The organism is Bacteroides caecimuris, from assembly GCF_001688725.2.
Classification (GTDB): domain Bacteria; phylum Bacteroidota; class Bacteroidia; order Bacteroidales; family Bacteroidaceae; genus Bacteroides; species Bacteroides caecimuris.
The window spans coordinates 130,327-151,603 of sequence record NZ_CP015401.2; the positions used below are offsets into that span (position 1 = coordinate 130,327).

The window sequence follows — 21,277 nt, forward strand, 5'->3', positions numbered from 1 at the left end:
TGTTTTAATAAAACCATAAATCTACTATATGGCAAACAAACTATGCATAAATATTGTTAATAGAAAGATTATACTTCTTTTATTTTTATTCTGTATGCAACCTTCTACTGCACTACTTGCATCAGGAGATAACCTTGTCGCCAATCTGAAATTCAAGCGGTTTCCTGCCTTGAATAATTTGCCGTCGGACGAAATACAAAAAATATATCAGGATAAAGATGGATTTATTTGGTTGGCAAGTCGTTATGGCTTTTATCAATATGACGGTTATGAGACTACTTTGTATAAGTCAAACCTGTATACGCCCGGATTGCTGACTAATAATAACATTCTTTGTTTGGTGGACGATTATGACCATAACCTGTGGGTAGGCACGCAAGAGGGGTTGAATATATTAGATAAGAAAACCGGAGAAATAAAGAAAATACTATCTCCCGCCATTCCGAGCAATGTAATATCTTGCCTGCTGGTGGCGCGAGACCATTCTGTCTGGTTGGGGACGGATGCCGGATTGTGCAAATACGATGCCGAGAATGACAAGTTTGTGGTTTATGACCGCGAACAGACCGAGGGAGTGCTGGACTATACCGCTATTAAATCATTGCTGGAAGATTCGGAGGGCGATTTGTGGATAGGTACTTGGTCGTCGGGATTATACAGATATGTCTCTTCCACCGGAAAATTCTACGCTTATCCTACCATGAACGAACGCAATTCGGCACATGTCATTTATGAAGACACGAATAAGAATATTTGGGTAGGCGGTTGGAACTGCGGGCTTTTCAGACTTGACAATCCGAAAGACCTTAGCGCGGTGTCCTACGTGAACTATCGGCATAAGGTAGGCGACAGCGCAAGTCTGTCCGATGATATTGTATATGATATAAGCGAAGACTTGAATACCGGAACATTGTGGGTGGGTACACGTAGCGGATTGAGTATCATGGAAAAAGACGCTCCCGGTCGTTTCGTCAATTATAAGTCCCGCGGCTCCTCACACTATATCTTTTGCGATGAAATCAATACTATCCTGCGCGATAAGGCAGGGACGATGTGGCTTGGATCCATCGGCGGAGGGGTATTGGCGGCTGATACCGGCCGACCGATGTTTGCTTCCCACAGCCTGGATTTTACGGATAATGATATCCCCGTTACTTCCGTACGCGCGTTGTTTACAGATTCCGAACGTAATATTTGGATGGGGATTGGTACGTATGGGTTGGCCTGTATCGAACAGGCTACCGGCAAGTTGAAGTCTCACTCGCAAATACCGGAGTTTGCAGGAATGTCCATCCCTACCGTGTTCTCCGTGGTGCAACGGCGCAATAGCGGCGATATTTGGTTCGGTACATACGATGGAGGCATCTTCATCTACCGGAAGGGACGGCAAGTAGAGAATCTGACGGCTGATAACTGTGAATTCGTGGGGAATTCGTGTGTTTCAGCGCTTTATGAAGACAGGCAAGGCAACTGCTGGGTAGGAACCCGCGGCAGTTTGGGAGTGCTGCTGGCCGATGGGCAGAGTTTCTTGTTCGGTCCCATGACATTTGCGGACAACACACGGCTGGACTGGCTTTATGTGCGCGACATCATTGCCGATAGTGAGAATAGTGTGTGGATAGCTACTTCAAACTACGGGCTGATTCATATTCAGGGAGATATTCATCATCCTTCCACTTTAAAGTATGACAATTACAGCTTTTATAACGGAAAATTGACGACAAACAATGCGTTGTGCGTTTACAATGACATGACAGGACGTTTGTGGGTAGGGACGGAGGGAGGAGGCCTTTATCTCTATGACCGCCGGAAAGACTGTTTCGAGGCGAAAAACCAAGAATATAATATTCCCGGCGATATGGTAGGAAGTATCAAAGAAGATAAGAATGGCAACTTATGGTTAGGAACCAATGCAGGATTGGTAAAGTTGGGCGCACAATCGCCAGGGGGGGATGCGGTACTTCGCGTATATACTAAAGTGGACGGGCTGCAAGGAAACTTCTTCATACCCCGGTCAGCTTGCTGCCGCGATGGCGAATTGTTTTTCGGAGGCTACGGAGGATATAGCAGTTTTATTCCTGAGAATATGGAAGAAAAACAGAGTGACGTCTCGCCTGCAATCACCGATATTAAGATATTCAACCACTCCATAACGTTGTTGTCATTGGGTGTGAGGCGGAAAATATCCCGTTTCACTCCGGCTTTCACTCAGAAAATAGAGCTACCTTACCAATACAATAATTTCAGTATCGAGTTTGCCACACTTACGTATAAGAATCCGGAACTGAACCGGTATGCCTATCAGTTGGAAGGATTTGATAAGAATTGGGTGTATACAAATTCGAACCGGCGTTTCGCTTACTATAATAACTTGAAGAGCGGAACTTATACGTTCCGCCTCAAGGCAACCGATGAGAATGGAATTTGGAGCGGTTATATTCGTGAACTGACGATTGTGATACTTCCTCCGTTTTGGGCAACCTGGTGGGCGTATATCTTGTACGCACTGTTTGCTGCCGGAACGGTTTTCTGGCTCTTTCGAATCACCCGTAATCGTATTTTGTTGCAAAATGAACTCCGGTTGCGCGAAATGGAAAAGATGAAAGCGGAGGAATTGAATCATGCTAAATTGCAATTCTTTACCAATATAACTCATGAATTACTGACACCGCTCACTATCGTTTCTGCTACGGTGGACGAGCTTAAAGCACAAGCTCCCCAGCATACTGACCTGTTTGCGGTGATGTATAACAATATTCATCGGTTAATACGTTTGTTACAACAAATTTTGGAGTTTCGAAAAGCGGAAACAGGGAATTTAAAACTTCGGGTTTCTTCTGGAGACATAGCTGTTTTTGTAAGGAAGGAAGCGGAGAGTTTTCAACCTTTGATAAAGAAATCGAAAATACATTTCTCCGTATTGTGCAATCCGGATTCAATCATAGGATACTTTGATACGGATAAGTTGGATAAAATTTTATATAACCTGCTGTCTAATGCGGCTAAATATACAGTAGAGGGTGGCTTCATACAGGTGACGCTGACGTATGCGGAAGATAGAGACCATGTATGTCTGAAAGTCAAGGATAACGGAAAGGGCATTTCGCAGGAGAAGCAGAAAACTCTTTTTCAACGTTTTTATGAAGGCGACTATCGTAAGTTCAATACGATTGGGACAGGAATCGGCCTGTCGCTCACCAAAGACTTAGTAGAATTGCATAAAGGTACTATCTCTGTAGTGAGCGAAAGCGGACAAGGCGCGGAATTCATAGTGTGCATCCCGGTCGACCGCTCTTATTTCAGCGAAGACCAGATTGACGACGAGACTATTGTGCCGATACAGAAAACCGAGGCTTATGCCGATGAGGAAGATGTGCAGACAAACGATGAGGCGGAAGTGGTGAAAAAGAAACATTCGGTGCTGGTAATAGAGGATAATGAAGAGTTGCTGCAACTCATGACAAGACTGTTGAAACGTGAATATAATGTATTTACGGCGGAAAACGGTAAGGAAGGGATTATTGTATTGGAAAATGAGGATGTAGATTTGATCGTGTCTGATGTGATGATGCCCGAAATGGATGGAATCGAATTTTGTAAATACGTGAAAGGTAATCTGGAAATCAGTCATATTCCTGTGATACTGTTGACTGCCAAAAATAAGGAGGAAGATCGGGCGGAAGCTTATGAGGTGGGTGCGGATGCTTTTATCAGCAAACCTTTCAATCTGCCTGTGCTTTATGCGCGTATTCGTAATTTGTTGAAACATAAGGAAGGGCTGGTGCATGACTTCAAACATCAGTTGGTATTTGAATTGAAGGACCTGAATTATACAAGTCTGGATGAGGATTTCCTGCAACGGGCTATTGATTGTGTGAATGGTCATCTGGAAGATGCTGAATTTGATCAGCCGCAGTTCGCCGATGAAATGAAAACCAGTAAATCTACTTTGTATAAGAAACTAAAATCTTTGACAGGACTCAATACTTCAGCTTTTATTCGTAATGTTCGCTTGAAATCCGCCTGTCGGATTATGGAGGAGAAAGGTAGTAATATCCGTATATCCGAGTTGGCTTATGCGGTAGGATTCAACGACCCGAAATATTTCAGCTCTTGCTTTAAGAAAGAGTTCGGAATGTTGCCTTCCGAGTATATCGAACGCTTCTTGGACACTCCTGCCAAGTAGAAAGAACGGAATTGTCCGCATTTTGCAGGTCGAATTATCATTCGATTTGGTGGAGTAACTAAAATTCATCCTAAGATAAGTATTATTGGAGCCTTGCAGAGAGGCAGCTCCTTACCTTTGCACAGGTTCTTCTATGTGATCCATAAGAAGAACCTGTAGTTCACTTAATGTTTAATCTTAATATTTATACTAAATGGAAAAACAAAAGCAATTCCATGAAAGACAAGCGGGAAAGAAATGTCGGCTGCTTCCGATAGTGTTCTCGTTGTTTTTGTTTCTTTTGATTCCTCTGAAAGGATATGGAGACGAAAGTTCCATGCCGGAGGTGGTGCAACAAAGTTCCAAAGTGACAGGTACGGTGGTGGATGCCAATGGCGAGCCTGTGATTGGTGCCAATGTTACGGTAGTGGGAACTACGCAGGGAACCATTACCGATATAGACGGGCGTTTTTCTCTCAATGCGAATTCCGGTGCAAAAATTAAAATTAGTTTTATCGGTTACAAAGAAAAAGTGGTAACCATTAAGAAAGGTATTAGTCTCAATATAGTTTTGGAAGAAGATGCACAGTCATTGGGCGAAGTCCAGGTGGTAGCTTATGGCGTTCAGAAAAAAGTATCCATCACGGGGGCCATCTCCTCCATGAAGGGCGACGACCTGTTGAAAACTCCGGCAGGCTCTTTATCCAATGTATTGTCGGGGCAAATCACAGGTATTTCTTCCGTACAGTATTCCGGCGAGCCTGGAGCGGATGCGGCGGATATTTATGTGCGTGGTGTCGCTACATGGAACAATGCGAAGCCGTTGATTCAGGTAGATGGCGTAGAGCGTGACTTTTCGCAGATTGACCCGAATGAAATTGAAAGCGTCACTGTGTTGAAAGACGCTTCGGCCACGGCGGTATTCGGTGTGCGCGGTGCCAACGGCGTTATCCTGATTACCACCAAACGTGGTGCGGAAGGAAAGGCGAAGGTCTCCTTCTCCACATCTGCCGGTGTCAATGTGCGTACGAAGGATTTGGATTTTGCCAATTCCTACCAGTATGCCTCCTATTATAATATGATGAAGGTCAATGACGGTGGAGTGCCTACTTTTAGCGATGAACAACTGGAAACGTTCCGCAATCATTCCAATCCGTTGTTGTATCCGGATATCAACTGGATTGATTATTGTATGAATAAGGCGGCTTTCCAGTCTCAACACAATGTGAACATATCCGGTGGAACCAGTAATATGAAGTATTTTGTCTCTGCCGGTTTGTTTACGCAAGGCGGTATGTTCAAGCAGTTCAATGCGACGGACAACTTCAACTTTGATTATAAACGATATAATTATCGCGCTAATCTGGACTTTGATGTAACGAAAACCACCTTGTTGTCTGTCAATATCGGCGGTCGCATAGAAACGAAACGCACGCCTGAATCCGGCGAAGACCAGAATCAGCTGTTTCGTAAGCTCTATTGGGCGGTTCCCTTTGCTGGTGCGGGCATTGTAAACGGCGAGCGGGTGGTGTCTAATTCTGAAATTCTGCCTTTTACGGGAGTGGACGGATTGAGTTCATACTATGGAAAGGGATTCCAGACAAGAACGACAAATGTGCTGAATGTAGACCTTGCTTTGAATCAGAAACTGGACTTCATCACGAAAGGATTGTCCGTAAAACTAAAAGGCGCTTATAATTCAGAGTATGCCAATACCAAGCGGGCAAGCTCATCCAAGGCTTATTATACCCCTATTGCGAATGCGGACGGTTCTATTTCGCTTCGTAAATATGGAACAGATTCCCAGTCGAGTTATGACGAACCTGACAACGGCTTCTCCAAAGCACGCAACTGGTATATGGAGTTGGCGCTGAATTATGCCCGTAAGTTTGGCGATCATAATGTGACTGCATTGTTGCTGTATAATCAGTCAAAGAAATACTATCCGTCAGAGTATTCTGACATTCCTACCGGATACGTAGGCTTGGTAGGGCGTGTGACTTATGACTGGAAAACACGTTATATGGCAGAGTTTAATGCGGGTTATAACGGCTCGGAAAACTTCCGCCCGGGAAATCGGTATGGTTTCTTTCCGGCAGGTTCGTTGGGCTGGGTCGTGAGTGAGGAATCTTTCTTCCAGTCGGTCAAGAATGTGGTGAACTATTTAAAGTTGCGCGCTTCTGTGGGAATGGTCGGTAATGATGTGTCACAACGTTTCTTGTATCTGCCTGACTCTTATCAATATGGCAGCGGCGGATACTATTTCGGACAGAATGTCGGCAATAAGATGCCGGGCGCAAGTGAGGTCAGCCGTTCGAATCCCGATGCCAAGTGGGAAACAGCGGTGAAACAGAACTATGGAGTGGACGCCACTTTCTTGAAAGAACGCTTGTCCGTCTCTTTGGATTACTTTAGAGAAGACCGCAGCGATATTTTGTCTAAACCGGATTACTTACCGAGCATTTTGGGCATGTCGCTTCCTTCTGTCAACGTAGGAGAAACATTGAATAGAGGATTTGAAGTACAGTTGAAATGGAACGAAACGTTGAAGAATGATTTCAGATATTGGGCGAACTTCAATGTCTCTTTCTCAAGAAATAAGATTGTCTATAAAAACGAGGTGGCTCAGAATGAACCTTGGATGTATGAGACAGGACGTAGAATAGGGTCCCGTTCGATGTATAAGTTTTGGGGATTTTATGATGAAACGGCTGACATGCGTTATCAGGAAGAGTTCGGACGCCCGATAGCCGATCATGGTATTACGCTTGTGCCGGGCGACTGTGTGTATGTGGACTTGAATGCTGACGGCGAAATAAACTCCAATGATGCGACCCGCGATATCGGATATACGGATATGCCCGAATACACGGCCGGATTGAATACTGGGTTCACTTGGAAAAATTTCGATTTCTCCATGCAATGGACAGGTGCTTGGAACGTTGACCGTATGTTGAGCGAATTCAGACGTCCGTTGGGAGACACCAATGAAAAGGGATTGCTGCTTTATCAGTATGATACGACGTGGCGTTCCTCAGCCGATACATTTACGGCTAAATATCCGCGCGCTTCCAGCTTGCACGCTTCCAATAATTATGCAGGGTCCGACCTGTATCTCATTAATGCCAGCTATCTGCGCTTGAAGAACGTAGAGATAGGCTATAATTTTAAATTCCCTTTCATGAAGAAGTTGAAGATGGATAATTGCCGGTTGTATGTAAATGGATATAATCTGCTTACTATTACCGGATTCAAATGGGGAGACCCGGAATCTCGTCAGAGCGACCGTCCCAATTATCCTCTGACACGTGTGTTTAATATTGGATTGAAACTTGGATTCTAATGCTTTATGAATAATATGATGAAACATTTAAGTAAATGGTTTATAACGGCCTTTGCAGGAGTGGCTTTGTTCTCCTCTTCTTGTGTCGATCAGGTGAAATTTGGGGATGGCTTTTTGGAAAAAGCTCCGGGAGTAGCGGTAACGCAAGATACAATCTTCGGGAAAGCCACGTATGCTCGCGCTTTCTTGTGGGATACATATAGCAAACTTTATTATGGGCTTCCCGTATATTGGAATGCGGTGGAAGGTAAAATGAATACCGGAATCTTTGAAATGATGTCTGATTGTTGGCATAGCCATACTGATTGGAACGGGGTCAACCGGAAATACTATTCGGGCTCTTATAAAGCAGGTGATGAGGATAGTGGTGATGATACACGCTTTGGATATACCAAAGAGAACTGTTGGGAGGCGATTCGCGCCGCATGGTTGTTTATTGAGAATGTGGATAAAGTCCCCGATATGGAGGAAGCGGAGAAAAAGCGTTTGATAGCGGAGGCTAAAGTGATCGTTGCGTCTCGTTATTTTGACTTATTCCGTCATTTGGGAGGGCTTCCGTTGATTAAGGAAACCTATGATGTACAGCCTTCTTATGAATTGCCGCGTGCTACGGTGGAGGAAACCGTGAACTATATGGTGAATCTTTTGGATGAGGCTGCAGCGACTCCTCAACTTCCTTGGGATTTGGGTACGGATGACATGAACTGGCAAGGACGTTTCACCAAAGCATCTGCTATGGGATTGAAGTGTAAGATTCTGTTGTTTGCAGCCAGTCCGTTGTTTAATGACGACGTGCCTTATTGCACGGAATCACCGCAGGATGCCGTGACGAATCATCAGGTGTGGTATGGTGCTTATAAACCGGAATTGTGGGAACAATGCTGGCAGGCTTGCGTTGATTTCTTTGCGGAATTGGAGTCGAAAGGATATTATGAACTGACGCAGGCGACGGAAGCTACAATCAAAGGTTATAGAAATGCGTATAATAAAGCTTATTTTACTCGTGAGAATAATAAGGAACTGTTGATTTCCACTCATGTTTCACGTTTCGGTAAATTCAATTCATGGGATGAATGGCAATATATTTTTGTGAATAGCGGAAACGGTACGGTCATTACAGGCGGATTGACTCCTACATTGGAATTTATGGAGATGTTCCCTATGAGCGACGGCAATCCTTTCCGGCTGGATAATACGACCAATCCGTTTTATACGGATAATGATTATAATAAGCCGATTCGTGACCCGCGTCTGTACGAAACGATGTTGGTGAACGGAACACAATTTGGCGATCATGCTGCCGAGTTATGGATTGGAGGGCGCGACAACGTGAATGATACAGAGAAAGAAACAGGAAAATATGCTACCGGATTCGGATGCTATAAATTTTATAAGGAAGGTATCAATTCATTGAAAGATAAATATCTGCAATGGCCCTATCTGCGGTTGGCGGAAATGTATCTGATTTATGCAGAGGCGTTGCTCCAACACAAGCATGATTTGACGGGAGCTATTGAACAGGTAAATAAAGTGCGTGCCCGCGTGGGATTGGGAGACTTGGCGGCTTGCAATCCGAGCAAAAACTTGACGACCGATTCCGATGCCTTGTTGGAAGAGATTCTGAGAGAGCGTGCTTGTGAGTTGGGTTTGGAAGATGTTCGCTTGTTTGATATGATACGCTACAAGAGAGAAGATCTTTTCAAAAAGCAACTTCACGGATTGAAGATTTATAGAAATGATGGGGCAGGGAACACTCCTTGGTCAGGAAGTACCGGAAACAGCAGTACTTATCCTAAACCGACTCAATTCACTTATGAGGCATTCCCGTTGGTGAATCCTTCCCGTGCGTGGTGGAGCAATTTTAGTCCGAAATGGTATTTGTCGGCATTTCCACCGTCGGAAGTGAATAAAAACTACGGATTGACCCAGAATCCGGGATGGAATTAATGCGGAATAACTACGATTAATCATAGAGTAAAATGAAAAAATATAAGATATTAGCTTTAGCAATGTTCGCTTGTGCCACTCTGAACGGATGGGCGCAAAGTGAAAGTAATGTGACCGGAAAGGTGCTCGACAAAAAAGGGAAACCGGTAGCGGGAGCTTTAGTATCGGTAGAAGAAAATCCGTTGGTACGGGTGGCTACCGATAAAAACGGACGTTTTGAAATCGTTGCGGTGAAAGGAAATCGGTTGAAAGTACAGACCGGTGACGATGCGATGAAGGTTGTGAAAGTGGGCAGCAGTCCGGAACTGACTGTGGTCATGGATTACTCATCGGAGAAAGTAAATTATGGTTTTGGATTGCAGCAGACCAATGCGGAGTCTACAGGAGCCGTATCTACTGTATATGCGGAGAATATAGAGAAAAGTTCGGCTTTCTCTATCGGAAATTCTTTATATGGCAATGCGTTGGGACTGACTACCCTGCAAAATACCGGTGTGGTATGGGAACAGATGCCGTCAATGTATATTCGCGGACTTAAAACACTGAACGGCAATAATGGAATCTTGCTGGTAGTGGACGGGATTGAACGGGATAATAACTGGCAGGCTCTGAAATACATCACTCCGGAAGAAGTGGAATCTGTCAGTGTGCTTCGTGATGCGGCTGCATTGGCTCTTTATGGCTATAGGGGAGTGAATGGTGTGGTCAATATTGTGACAAAACGTGGAAAATACAATACCCGTGAGATTAATTTCTCTTACGATCATGCTTTTAACTACATGACACGCAAGCCGGAAATGGCGGACGCTTATATGTATGCTTCCGCTCTGAATGAGGCATTGACTAATGATGGTAAGCAGGTGCACTATTCACAAAATGAGTTGAACGCGTTCAAGAATGGTACTTCTCCTTATCTTTATCCGAATGTAAACTGGTGGGAAGAGGTCTTTCGCGAACGTGGAACATCGGATATCGCCACATTGAGTTTCCGTGGCGGTTCTACTAAGATGCGTTATTATACGATGATGAACTTGCAGAACAACCGTGGGTTTATCAAGCATTACAACGCAACTCCGGATTATTCAACGCAGGAAAAGTATTCAAAAGCAAATTTCCGTTCAAATCTGGATATTGACTTGTCGCCGAAAACAAAGATGCAGGCCAATATTATGGGAATCTTGAATGAATTCAGCCGTCCGGGTATGGGCAGTGATAATTTGATAAGTAAACTGTATCAGTTACCTTCGGCTGCTTTCCCGGTTCGTACGGAAAGCGGATTGTGGGGAGGAAACACTACTTGGGGCGAGAACTGGAATCCGGTAGCGCTGACCGAAGGCCGTGCATATTCAAAAGGACACACTCGCGGATTGTATGCGGATATGTCTTTGCGTCAGGATTTGTCTTCTTTGACCGAAGGATTGGGAGCTTCTGTCCGTATGGGATATGACAATCTTGCTTCCTACTGGGAAAATCATACGAAGGGATATAAATATGGTATGGCAACAGTGGCTTCTTGGGAGAACGGAATGCCTGTGGCTGGTGAGGAATTGACCGGAGGTAAAGACACGGAAATGTCGGGTGACAGTAAACTCGACTGGCAATACCGCGCCTTTAATTTTCAGATGAATATCGATTGGCAACGTCAGTTTGGTGCGCACAATTTATACTCCATGTTGCTTTATTCTTATAAATATGATAATGCTAAAGGCATCAATAATACGTTCTATCGTCAGAATGTGGGCTGGTACACTCATTATGGCTTTAAGAACCGTTATTTCGCCGATTTTACATTGATGGCTTCTGCTTCCAACTTATTGGCGCCCGATCATCGCTGGAATGTATCTCCTACTGTCGGGCTGGCATGGCTCATTTCTAATGAGAAGTTCATGCAACATCAGAATGTGGTGGATTTCTTGAAACTACGGGCTTCGTTCGGTATGTTGAATACAGACAATATCCCCGGTAACGGCTATTGGAATGAGACGGTAGGCGGAGGCAACGGTTATCCGATAAACAACAACTTTGGTGGTGACGGTGGCTGGCAGGAAGGTCGTTTGGCTTCCGTAAACGGAACCACGGAAAAAGCCTATAAATACAATGCCGGTATAGACGCTACTTTGTTCAAAGGCTTGACTTTGACAGTGGATGGATTTTATGAAAGACGTTCAGATATCTGGGTGAGTTCTGCCGGACAGAATTCGGCGGTTCTCGGTGCAACCAGCTCTTATGTAAATGCTGGTATCGTAGATAGTTGGGGGACGGAAATCGGTGCCAATTATTTTAAGAAGATTGGTGGCGTGGAATTAAATCTGGGAGGAACCTTTACCTACAACCGAAGCAAAATCATAGAGATGCTGGAAGAACCTGCCGCTTATGACTATACACGTGCCACAGGCAATCCGGTAGGACAGATTTTTGGCTTGCAGGCCATTGGCTATTTTGTGGATCAGGCAGATATAGACAATAGTTTGCCACAGCAGTTTGGACCTGTAAAGGCCGGAGATATCAAATACAAGGATATGAACGGTGATAAAGTCATTAATTCGGATGATAGAGTGGCTATGGGATACAATAGTACCTGCCCTGAAACGTATTACTCGTTCAGTCTTGGTTTGGAATGGAAAGGATTGGGCTTTAGTGCGCAATTCCAGGGAGTAGGAAATTATACGGCAATCTTGTCTTCCAACTACTATCGCCCGTTGGTCGATAATACGACGATTTCTACTTATGCCTACCAAAATCGCTGGACACCGGAAACTCCGAATGCCCGCTTCCCGAGACTGACCACGGAAACTGTCGATAATAATCTACAGACAAGTTCATTGTGGCTGGCAGATCGTTCTTTCTTGAAGTTGCGCAACTGCGAAGTGTATTACAAACTTCCCTCATCCTGGCTGAGCAAATGCTGGATGAAGAATGCGAAAGTATATGTAAGAGGAGTCGATTTGCTTTGTTTCGATGGCATTGACCATTTAGATCCGGAAGCGATGAATAATTCTTATCCTGCTACCCGTTCTGTTCATGTAGGTTTGTCAGTAGGATTTTAACGTTTAACGCTATAAAAAGAAAGAAACTATGAAATTGAAAAATATATGCTTAGGAATAGCTTGTATAGCGGTGGTGTCAGCTTGCAGCGATAAGATGGATTATCATGAATATACGTCATACGACAAGGGGTATGTCTTTTCAGACTTTTCCCGGACTGCGGGATTTGTGAATAATATCTATAGTTATCTGGACACTGATTTGCCAAGCTATCAATCGTTGGCTTCTGCTTGTGACGAAGCGGAAATGGCTGTGACTTATTCATCCGTTCTTGACTATACGAATGGTGGATGGAGCGCATTGAACCCTAAATCTTTATGGGGATATTATTCCGGCATCCGTGCTGCCAATTTCTATCTGGCGGAGAGTAAAGACCTTGATTTTTATGACTTACGTTATGCGCAGGATTATGAAGCTCAAATGAATCGGTTCAATCGTTATCAATATGAAGTTCGTCTGTTGCGTGCATATTATTATTTTCTGTTGGTACGTGCATACGGAGATGTTCCTTTCACGGTAAATGTATTGACAGAAAGTGAAGCCAATTCTCTTTCACGTACTCCGGCCTCGGAAATCTTTGATTTTATTATCAACGAATGTGAAGAAGTGGCGCCCGAACTGCCTGTCTCTTATTCGGCATTGGACAATGACGCTGCCGGTGGTTCCAATCCGGAGGCCGGTCGTGTCACGCAAGGAACAGCTTTGGCTTTGAAAGCCCGTGCCGCATTGTATAGGGCGAGCAAGTTGTTTAATAGCGGTGAAGAACGGGAGTTATGGTACGAAGCTGCTGTAGCCAATAAGGCTGTGATTGATTATTGTACAGCCAATGGCATCCGGCTTGGAAAATATACGGATATCTGGGGAACGGACAATCACCAGGCTTCTGAAATGATTTTTGTTCGTCGTATCGGAGACACGAGTAGTCCGGAATACGCAAACTTCCCGGTTGGTATGGAGAACGCCAATTCCGGCAATTGTCCGACACAAACCTTGGTAGATGCTTATGAATCGAAGGATAATGGAGATAAAGATCCGCGTTTCGGAATGACTATTGCTTGTAATGGTGATAAATGGCCGAATACGAATCCGACCCCGTTGGAAACGTTTATCGGTGGTAAGAACGGGTTGCCGTTGCCTTATGCTACACCTACCGGTTATTATTTGAAGAAGTATCTGGACGCATCCACTGATATCAGTGCGGAGAGTGGCAGTGGCGGCAAACGGCATAACTGGGTGGTTTTTCGTTTGGGAGAATTTTATCTGAACTATGCCGAGGCAATCTTCCGCTATTTGGGTTCGGCGGGTGCTACGGACAATGAATTCAGAATGTCGGCTTGTGCCGCAGTCAATAAAGTACGGCAGCGCTCGGATGTGCAAATGCCCGATTTCCCGGATAATATTTCTAATACGGAGTTTTGGCAACGGTATAAAAACGAAAGAATGGTAGAATTAGCTTTTGAACAACATCGTTTTTGGGATGTACGCCGTTGGAAAGAGGGTGGCTTTACTGAAATCGGGCGTATGCAGATTACCAAAAAGGAAGATGGAAGTTTCCTCTATGAGCGGAAAAATAAGTCGTTGGTTTGGGATGATAAAATGTATTTCTTCCCGATTCCGGCTTCAGAAATACGTAAGAACCCGAATCTCACCCAGAATCCGGGATGGTAAGTCTTATTAATGAAAAAAGATAAAAACTATGAAGTTGAATATTAAATATATGTTTGCGGCCTTTATGTTTTTGGGAATGATTGGCTGTGATAAGAATTTTGAAGAATTTGAAACAACGGGAGGAAAGAGTCCTGCTTCCGTGGAACTCTCCACAGTCGTGTCGGAGGCTTTGCCGGGACAGATTAAATTGACTTGGAAAGCACCCGAAGGGGATTATGCTTATATGCAGATTCGCTATTATGACCCCTTGCAAAAGAAAGATATCTGTAAGATTGCTTCTAAGGGAACAACGGAAATGTTGATAGAGAATACTCGTGCCCGTTTCGGAGACTATACTTTCTATTTGCAGACTTTTAGTACGGCTCATGAAGCAGGAGTGGTTCAGGAATTGAAAGCACGGTCGGGTGCGATGCCAGCATCCTATACAGAAAAATCCCGCACGCAGGTTGCTTTGACGGTAGAGCAGTTGTCTTGTAATTATCCGGATGTGTCCGAAGGGTATTTTGACCGTCTGATAGATGGTAAAACAGCGGACCCATCTTTCTTTCATACCAACTGGCATTCTCCGCAGGTCGATTTGCCGCATTATATACAGATTAATTTGAAGGAAGAGCATGAGAACTTTGCGTTTGAGTATTATACGCGGGATACTGGTAATGCGGACGGATTCCCTACTTCCGCAGAATTACAGATTAGTACGGATGGCGAGCATTGGGAAACGGTTTCTACTTTGAACGGGTTGCCTACAACACGTCAGACAAAGTACGCTTCTGACTTTGTAATGCCGGGTAAGAAGTTCAAATATTTCCGTTTCAATGTGTTGACAAGTTCGCAGAATAAGAAATATTTCCATATAGGAGAAATTGCCTTTTTTGATGCAGATATCGAAAAGTATGACCCGGAAACAGTTCCTTTGGATTAATTTAAAATGAGACTTATGATGAAAATGAATAAAATATGGATGGTCGCTTGTGTGGCGGCCACCCTCATCGGTGGAGTGTATGGTTGTGACGATGATAAAGACTTTACTTATGAAGGTCAATTGGATTTAAGTTTGCTGAACCTGACACAAGCTCGTGAAGTGTGGGACGGTGCGGAGTGTAATGTGGCTACGAATTTGCAACAAAGCGAGGATGAAACGCCTGTTAAGAACTTTACTTATAAGTTGAATCTTTCTCTTTATCAAGGGCGCACTGCCGGACAAGAAGCTAAAGTGAGTCTGGTTGTGAATAAAGATACGCTCGATAAAGTATCGGCTAAAGTGGCGGAAGGAGGTATTTATGCAAAATATGATGGCGCGAAATTGCTTCCCGAGGGCTATTATCATTTATCTTCTCAGACATTAACGTTACAGGCCGGTGAAACAAAATCGGATGCCGTATCAGTGACTGTTTATTCCAATGAATTGGTTACCGCTTGTCAGGAAGCAGAGCGTGATTTGCTGTATGTACTTCCGTTAACGATTGAGTCTTCATCTTCTTATGGAATCAATCCTAAGACGAATACATTGATGTTGCTATTCAATGTGAGCTATGTAGAGCCGGCTGAGGATGAAAGTGGTCCGGAATATCTGCCTGACCCTAACGACGCACCGGAAACAACGGAGGACGGACTTGTTTTGAAGTTTCATGATGAATTTAATGGAACGGGAGAACCGGACTGGAATGTATGGCGTTGGGAGGAAGGTTTCCAACGTAATCAGGAATTGCAATGGTATCAGAAAGAAAATGCGATTTGCAAAGACGGGGCATTGATAATCACAGGAAAAGAGGAACGGGTAAAAAATACGAATTATGAGGCTGGAAGCAGCGACTGGAAGAAGAATCGTGAATATGCTGAGTATACTTCGAGTTGTCTGATTACAAAAGATTATAGATTCCGGAAGGGACGACTGCTTGTCAGAGCCAAGATACCTACGGCAATGGGTGCATGGCCGGCTATTTGGACAACCGGTGGAAGTACTGACAGTTGGTGTTGGGAATGGCCGTTGGGAGGTGAGATTGATTTGCTCGAATACTATTTGGTAAATGGAAAGCCGAGTGTACATGCCAATGTTTGTTGGGGTTCCGACACCCGTTGGAGTGGCAAATGGCAGTCTTATAACAGACCGGTTGCGGAATTTATAGCGAAAGACAAGAACTGGGGAAAGAAATATCATGTTTGGCGGTTGGACTGGTGCCTGGATGAGGACGAAAATACCTTGAGACTTTATCTGGATGATGAGTTGATGAATGAAATTAAGGATTTGAAAGCGACTACAGTAAATGGTTCTGGTGGACTGGATGATGGTTGGTGGAGAGGAGCATGGCGTAATCCGTATCTTGATGATGGCAATCCTAATGAAGGCTTCGGTCAATGTATCTGGTTGAACTTGGCTTTAGGCTCCAACGGGGGCGAACCGGACTTGTCGAAGTTTCCGCTCGAATATCATGTAGACTACGTTCGTGTTTATCAGTTCGAATAAACGATGGGATTAAGCAATGGTATATTTGAAGAATTATTTGGTTATACCGCTGTTACTAGCGTTTTTGCCTTTGCTTGCAAAGGCGCAAAATGATGGTTGGCAGTTGGTTTGGAGCGAAGAGTTTGATACGGAAGGGAGATTGTCCCCTTCTGTATGGAATTACGAACAAGGTTATGCACGTAACGAAGAGGCTCAGTGGTATCAGCCCGACAACGCTGTCTGCAAAGGAGGCTCTCTCATTATCGAAGCCCGGAAGGAGCACGGTCGCCCGAATCCTCTTTACGTGCCCGGTAGTAACGACTGGCGTAAGAAACGGGAGTTTATAGAATACACCTCTTCATCGGTGACGACTGCCGGAAAGAAGGAGTTTCTCTACGGACGCTTTGAAGTGCGTGCACGCATACCGGTGGCGAAAGGTGCATGGCCGGCTATTTGGCTGTTGGGCAGTCATATGGAATGGCCCTCTTGCGGGGAGATTGATATGATGGAATATTACCACATCAAGGGGATTCCTCATATATTGGCAAATGCTGCATGGGGAACAGATAAGAAATGGAGTGCAAAATGGGATAGCCAGGCCATTCCATACGCTCATTTTACCGATAAAGACCCCGACTGGGCTTCCAAATTCCATATTTGGAGAATGGACTGGGACGAAGAAGCGATTAAGATTTATTTGGATGATGAGCTTTTAAATGAGATTCCTTTGAATAATACGGTAAACGGAAGTATCGGCAAAGGGACGAATCCTTTTACGAAACCACAATATCTTTTGTTGAATCTTGCTATTGGTGGTATTAATGGTGGTCCGGTTGATGAAACTGTTCTTCCGATGAAGTATGAGATAGATTATGTGAGAGTTTATCAGAAGGAGAAAAAGATTGTTTCCGGTAAAGTGTGGAGGGATATAGAAGGGAATGTGATTAATGCGCATGGGGGAGGCATACTTTTTCATCAAGGTATATATTATTGGTTTGGCGAACATCGTCCCGAATCCGGTTTTGTGACAGAAAAAGGAGTAAATTGTTATTCATCCGTTGATTTATGCAAATGGAAGCCTGAAGGTATTGTCTTGGCTGTTTCCGGTGAGGAAGGGGCTGATATTGAACAAGGATGTATCATGGAACGTCCGAAAGTGATATATAATGAGAAAACCGGAAAGTTTGTGATGTGGTTTCATTTGGAAAAGAAAGGGAAAGGATACAGTTCTGCGTGTGCAGCCGTTGCTGTCAGTGACTCACCAACCGGACCATATCGGTTTATCCGTTCCGGTCGTGTCAATCCGGGCATTTATCCATTAAATATGAAGGAAAAGGAAAAAAGGATCAAATGGGACTTTTCAGAATATAAAGAATGGTGGACTCCGGGATGGTATAATGCGATTGAAAAAGGATTGTTTGTAAGAAGGGATTTGGAAGGAGGACAAATGTCCCGCGATATGACTCTGTTTGTGGATGATGACGGGAAGGCTTATCATATTTATTCTTCGGAAGATAATCTGACATTGCAGATTGCCGAATTGTCTGATGATTATCTCGGTCATACAGGCAGGTATATACGCATTTTTCCCGGCGGACATAATGAAGCCCCCGCTATTTTCAAGAAAGACGGGACGTACTGGATGATAACTTCCGGTTGTACGGGATGGGAGCCTAATAAAGCCCGGTTATTAACTGCTACCTCGATTCTTGGAGAATGGAAACAACTTCCGAATCCATGTGTCGGAGAGAAAGCGGATAAGACGTTCGGGGGACAAGGCACATATATCCTTCCTTTGCAAGGAAAGGAAGACTGGTTTGTTTTTATGGCAGATAGCTGGCGCCCGGAGAGTTTGTCGGATTCACGTTATATCTGGTTGCCTATTCAATTTAATGAGAAAGGAATACCTTTTATTGAATGGATTGATAGGTGGAAACCTTATTAATTTCGTATATATAACTATCCCTGTATGAAATTTGGTCTTTTTGTATCCCTTTTTTGACACAAATTTAGACATTATTCTTGTGAGTATAAAGTATCTTTGTAAACGAAAAACTATAATAATATCATGAACTTGAATAGACATTGCATATTACTATTGCTTATGGCAATCTTGATGATTCCGTCACAAGACCTGTCGGCAAAAAAGAAGAAACAAGTGAAAGAACCGACCGACCGTGAGTTATGGGCGGAAGTGTTGTATCGTATGGCTGAACCGGTGCTTAGTAATATGAGTGAAGGTAAGCTGCAACAGAATATGTTAGTAGAGTTAAGCCCGACATGGGACGGAAGAAATAAAAAGGTTACTTATATGGAATGTTTCGGACGTTTGATGGCAGGACTGGCTCCTTGGATTTCATTGCCGGATGATGATACGACCGAAGGTATCCAGCGGAAACAACTGCGTGAATGGGCGCTCAAGAGTTATGCGCAGGCTGTCGACCCGGAAAGTCCCGATTATTTGTTGTGGAGAAAGGAAGGGCAAACCTTGGTGGATGCCGCTTATATCGCGGAAAGTTTCATAAGAGGATATGATGCTTTATGGGTTCCGTTGGACAGCGTGACGAAACAACGTTATATTACCGAGTTTACACAGCTTCGCCGGGTAGACCCGCCTTATACGAATTGGTTATTGTTCTCTGCTACCGTAGAAGCGTTTCTGCGGAAGGCGGGTGCGCCAAGTGATACTTACCGCATAGCTTCGGCGCTGCGCAAAGTGGAAGAATGGTATGTCGGTGACGGCTGGTATTCGGATGGAAAGGATTTTGCTTTCGACTATTACAATAGTTTTGTATTGCATCCCATGTATATAGAACCGCTGGAAATAATGACCAACGGCGGAAAGAATAAAGTCTGGAATATGCCGGACTGTGATTACAACCGTGCAGTAAAACGAATGCAACGTTTCGGAATGATTTTGGAACGGTTCATCTCTCCCGAAGGGACGCTCCCTGTTTTCGGTCGTTCTATTACCTATCGTACAGGAACTTTGCAGCCTTTAGCATTGCTGGCATGGAGAGAATGGTTACCCAAGGAATTGCCGAACGGACAAGTGCGTGCAGCCATGACGGCTGTTATTAAGCGGATGTTTGGCGATGACCGCAATTTCAATGAGAAAGGATTCCTCACTTTAGGTTTTAATGGCAAACAACCGAAGATATCCGACTGGTATACAAATAATGGTAGCTTATATATGGCATCACTTGCTTTCCTGCCGCTCGGACTTCCGGCTGACCATCCCTTCTGGACATCTCCTGCCGAAGACTGGACAAGTAAAAAAGCCTGGGAAGGGAATGACTTCCCGAAAGACCATGCTTTTCATTAATTATGAACGAATCGGCAATGAACCGCCGATGCCTATTGATTGATATATGACCAGACTATTATTATTTATTGGAATAATGCTTGTGCCTGTTATCGTTTGTTCGCAGTGCTTGGTAGAAGTAGGAAAGGGATATAGTTGTACTTCGGTCAACACTGCGGTATTCCGTAATAATTCCCTGGTTACCCATGGAGATGAGCAGTACATCAGTTATTATGATGCTGACGGTTATCTGACATTGGGAAAACGTAAACTGGACTCCGAACAATGGACGCTGCATCGTACCCAATATCAGGGAAATGTGAAGGACGGCCATAATATCATCAGCATGATGGTGGACGGAGAAGGCTATGTGCACGTTTCTTTTGACCATCACGGTCATAAACTGAATTATTGTCGGAGCATTGCTCCCGGTTCTTTGGAGTTGGGAGATAAAATGCCGATGACCGGACTGGATGAAGGAAATGTCACTTATCCGGAATTCTATCCTTTGGTGAACGGGGATTTATTGTTTGCCTACCGTTCCGGTTCTTCCGGTCGTGGTAATCTGGTAATGAACCGTTACTCATTGAAAGAACGCAAGTGGACTCGTGTTCAGGATGTCTTGATTGACGGCGAGAATCAACGAAACGCCTATTGGCAACTATATGTTGATGAACAGGGAACTATCCATCTTTCATGGGTGTGGCGTGAAACCTGGCATGTAGAGACAAACCACGATATTTGTTATGCCCGTTCGTTTGATAATGGAGTGACCTGGTACAAGTCCAGTGGAGAGCAATATGAACTCCCGATTAAACTTTCGAATGCGGAATATGCTTGCCGTCTGCCGCAGAACTGTGAATTGATAAATCAAACGAGTATGAGTGCCGATGCGGGTGGAAATCCTTATATAGCTACGTATTGGCGAGATCCCGACAGTGACGTACCGCAATATCGCATTGTATGGAATGATGGAAAAATATGGCATCACCGTCAGGTAAGCGACCGTAAAACTCCTTTTAGCTTGAAAGGCGGTGGCACGAAGATGATTCCTATCGCCCGTCCGCGTATTGTCGTAGAGGGTGGAGAAGTTTTCTATATTTTCCGTGATGTAGAACGGGGAAGCTGTGTTTCAATGGCTCATGCTGCCGATGTCGGCATCGGCAAATGGACGATAACAGATTTAACAGACTTTCCGGTAGATGCCTGGGAACCGTCACACGACACGGAACTTTGGAAGAAACAACGAAAACTGCATCTCTTTGTGCAGCATACCCGCCAAGGGGATGGCGAACGTACGGCAGAGATTGAACCTCAAATGGTGTATGTGTTGGAAATGGATAGGAATACAAATAAATAAAG

The 21,277-nt window shown here is 44.3% G+C and carries 10 protein-coding genes; all 10 read left to right on the forward strand.

Translation table 11 applies throughout. From position 1 onward, the window contains the following. Nucleotides 1–28: 28 nt before the first annotated feature. The 10 genes from A4V03_RS00445 to A4V03_RS00490 all read left to right on the forward strand — a co-directional run bounded on the left by A4V03_RS00445 (nt 29) and on the right by A4V03_RS00490 (nt 21,275). Entirely contained in the window at nt 29–4,186 is a 4,158-nt protein-coding gene (locus tag A4V03_RS00445) for a hybrid sensor histidine kinase/response regulator transcription factor (RefSeq protein ID WP_065537528.1), read from the forward strand. 193 nt (nt 4,187–4,379) lie between these two features. Then, entirely contained in the window at nt 4,380–7,508 is a 3,129-nt protein-coding gene (locus A4V03_RS00450) for a SusC/RagA family TonB-linked outer membrane protein (RefSeq protein ID WP_065537529.1), read from the forward strand. A gap of 6 nt (nt 7,509–7,514) precedes the next feature. Continuing rightward, nucleotides 7,515–9,455, forward strand: coding sequence for a RagB/SusD family nutrient uptake outer membrane protein (locus A4V03_RS00455; protein ID WP_065537530.1), 1,941 nt, complete (start codon nt 7,515–7,517; stop codon nt 9,453–9,455). A 32-nt stretch (nt 9,456–9,487) separates the two neighbouring features. Continuing rightward, nucleotides 9,488–12,502: a SusC/RagA family TonB-linked outer membrane protein gene (locus tag A4V03_RS00460; RefSeq protein ID WP_065537531.1), complete on the forward strand. Its 3,015-nt coding sequence runs from the start codon at nt 9,488–9,490 to the stop codon at nt 12,500–12,502. 28 nt (nt 12,503–12,530) lie between these two features. After that, a complete protein-coding gene (locus A4V03_RS00465) occupies nt 12,531–14,168 on the forward strand; it encodes a RagB/SusD family nutrient uptake outer membrane protein (RefSeq protein ID WP_065537532.1) in 1,638 nt (545 codons plus the stop codon). A gap of 28 nt (nt 14,169–14,196) precedes the next feature. After that, the gene (locus A4V03_RS00470) at nt 14,197–15,090 is read left to right on the forward strand and encodes a discoidin domain-containing protein (protein ID WP_065537533.1); all 894 of its coding nucleotides are present in this window, start codon (nt 14,197–14,199) and stop codon (nt 15,088–15,090) included. A gap of 15 nt (nt 15,091–15,105) precedes the next feature. Further along, nucleotides 15,106–16,632, forward strand: a complete 1,527-nt coding sequence (locus tag A4V03_RS00475; RefSeq protein WP_065537534.1) for a BT_3987 domain-containing protein — start codon at nt 15,106–15,108, stop codon at nt 16,630–16,632. 16 nt (nt 16,633–16,648) lie between these two features. After that, nucleotides 16,649–18,556, forward strand: a complete 1,908-nt coding sequence (locus A4V03_RS00480; protein WP_065537535.1) for a family 43 glycosylhydrolase — start codon at nt 16,649–16,651, stop codon at nt 18,554–18,556. 123 nt (nt 18,557–18,679) lie between these two features. Then, the gene (locus A4V03_RS00485) at nt 18,680–19,936 is read left to right on the forward strand and encodes a DUF2264 domain-containing protein (RefSeq protein ID WP_065537536.1); all 1,257 of its coding nucleotides are present in this window, start codon (nt 18,680–18,682) and stop codon (nt 19,934–19,936) included. Nucleotides 19,937–19,982: 46 nt separating this feature from the next. Further along, nucleotides 19,983–21,275, forward strand: a complete 1,293-nt coding sequence (locus tag A4V03_RS00490; protein WP_065537537.1) for an alpha-l-rhamnosidase — start codon at nt 19,983–19,985, stop codon at nt 21,273–21,275. Nucleotides 21,276–21,277: the final 2 nt, after the last annotated feature.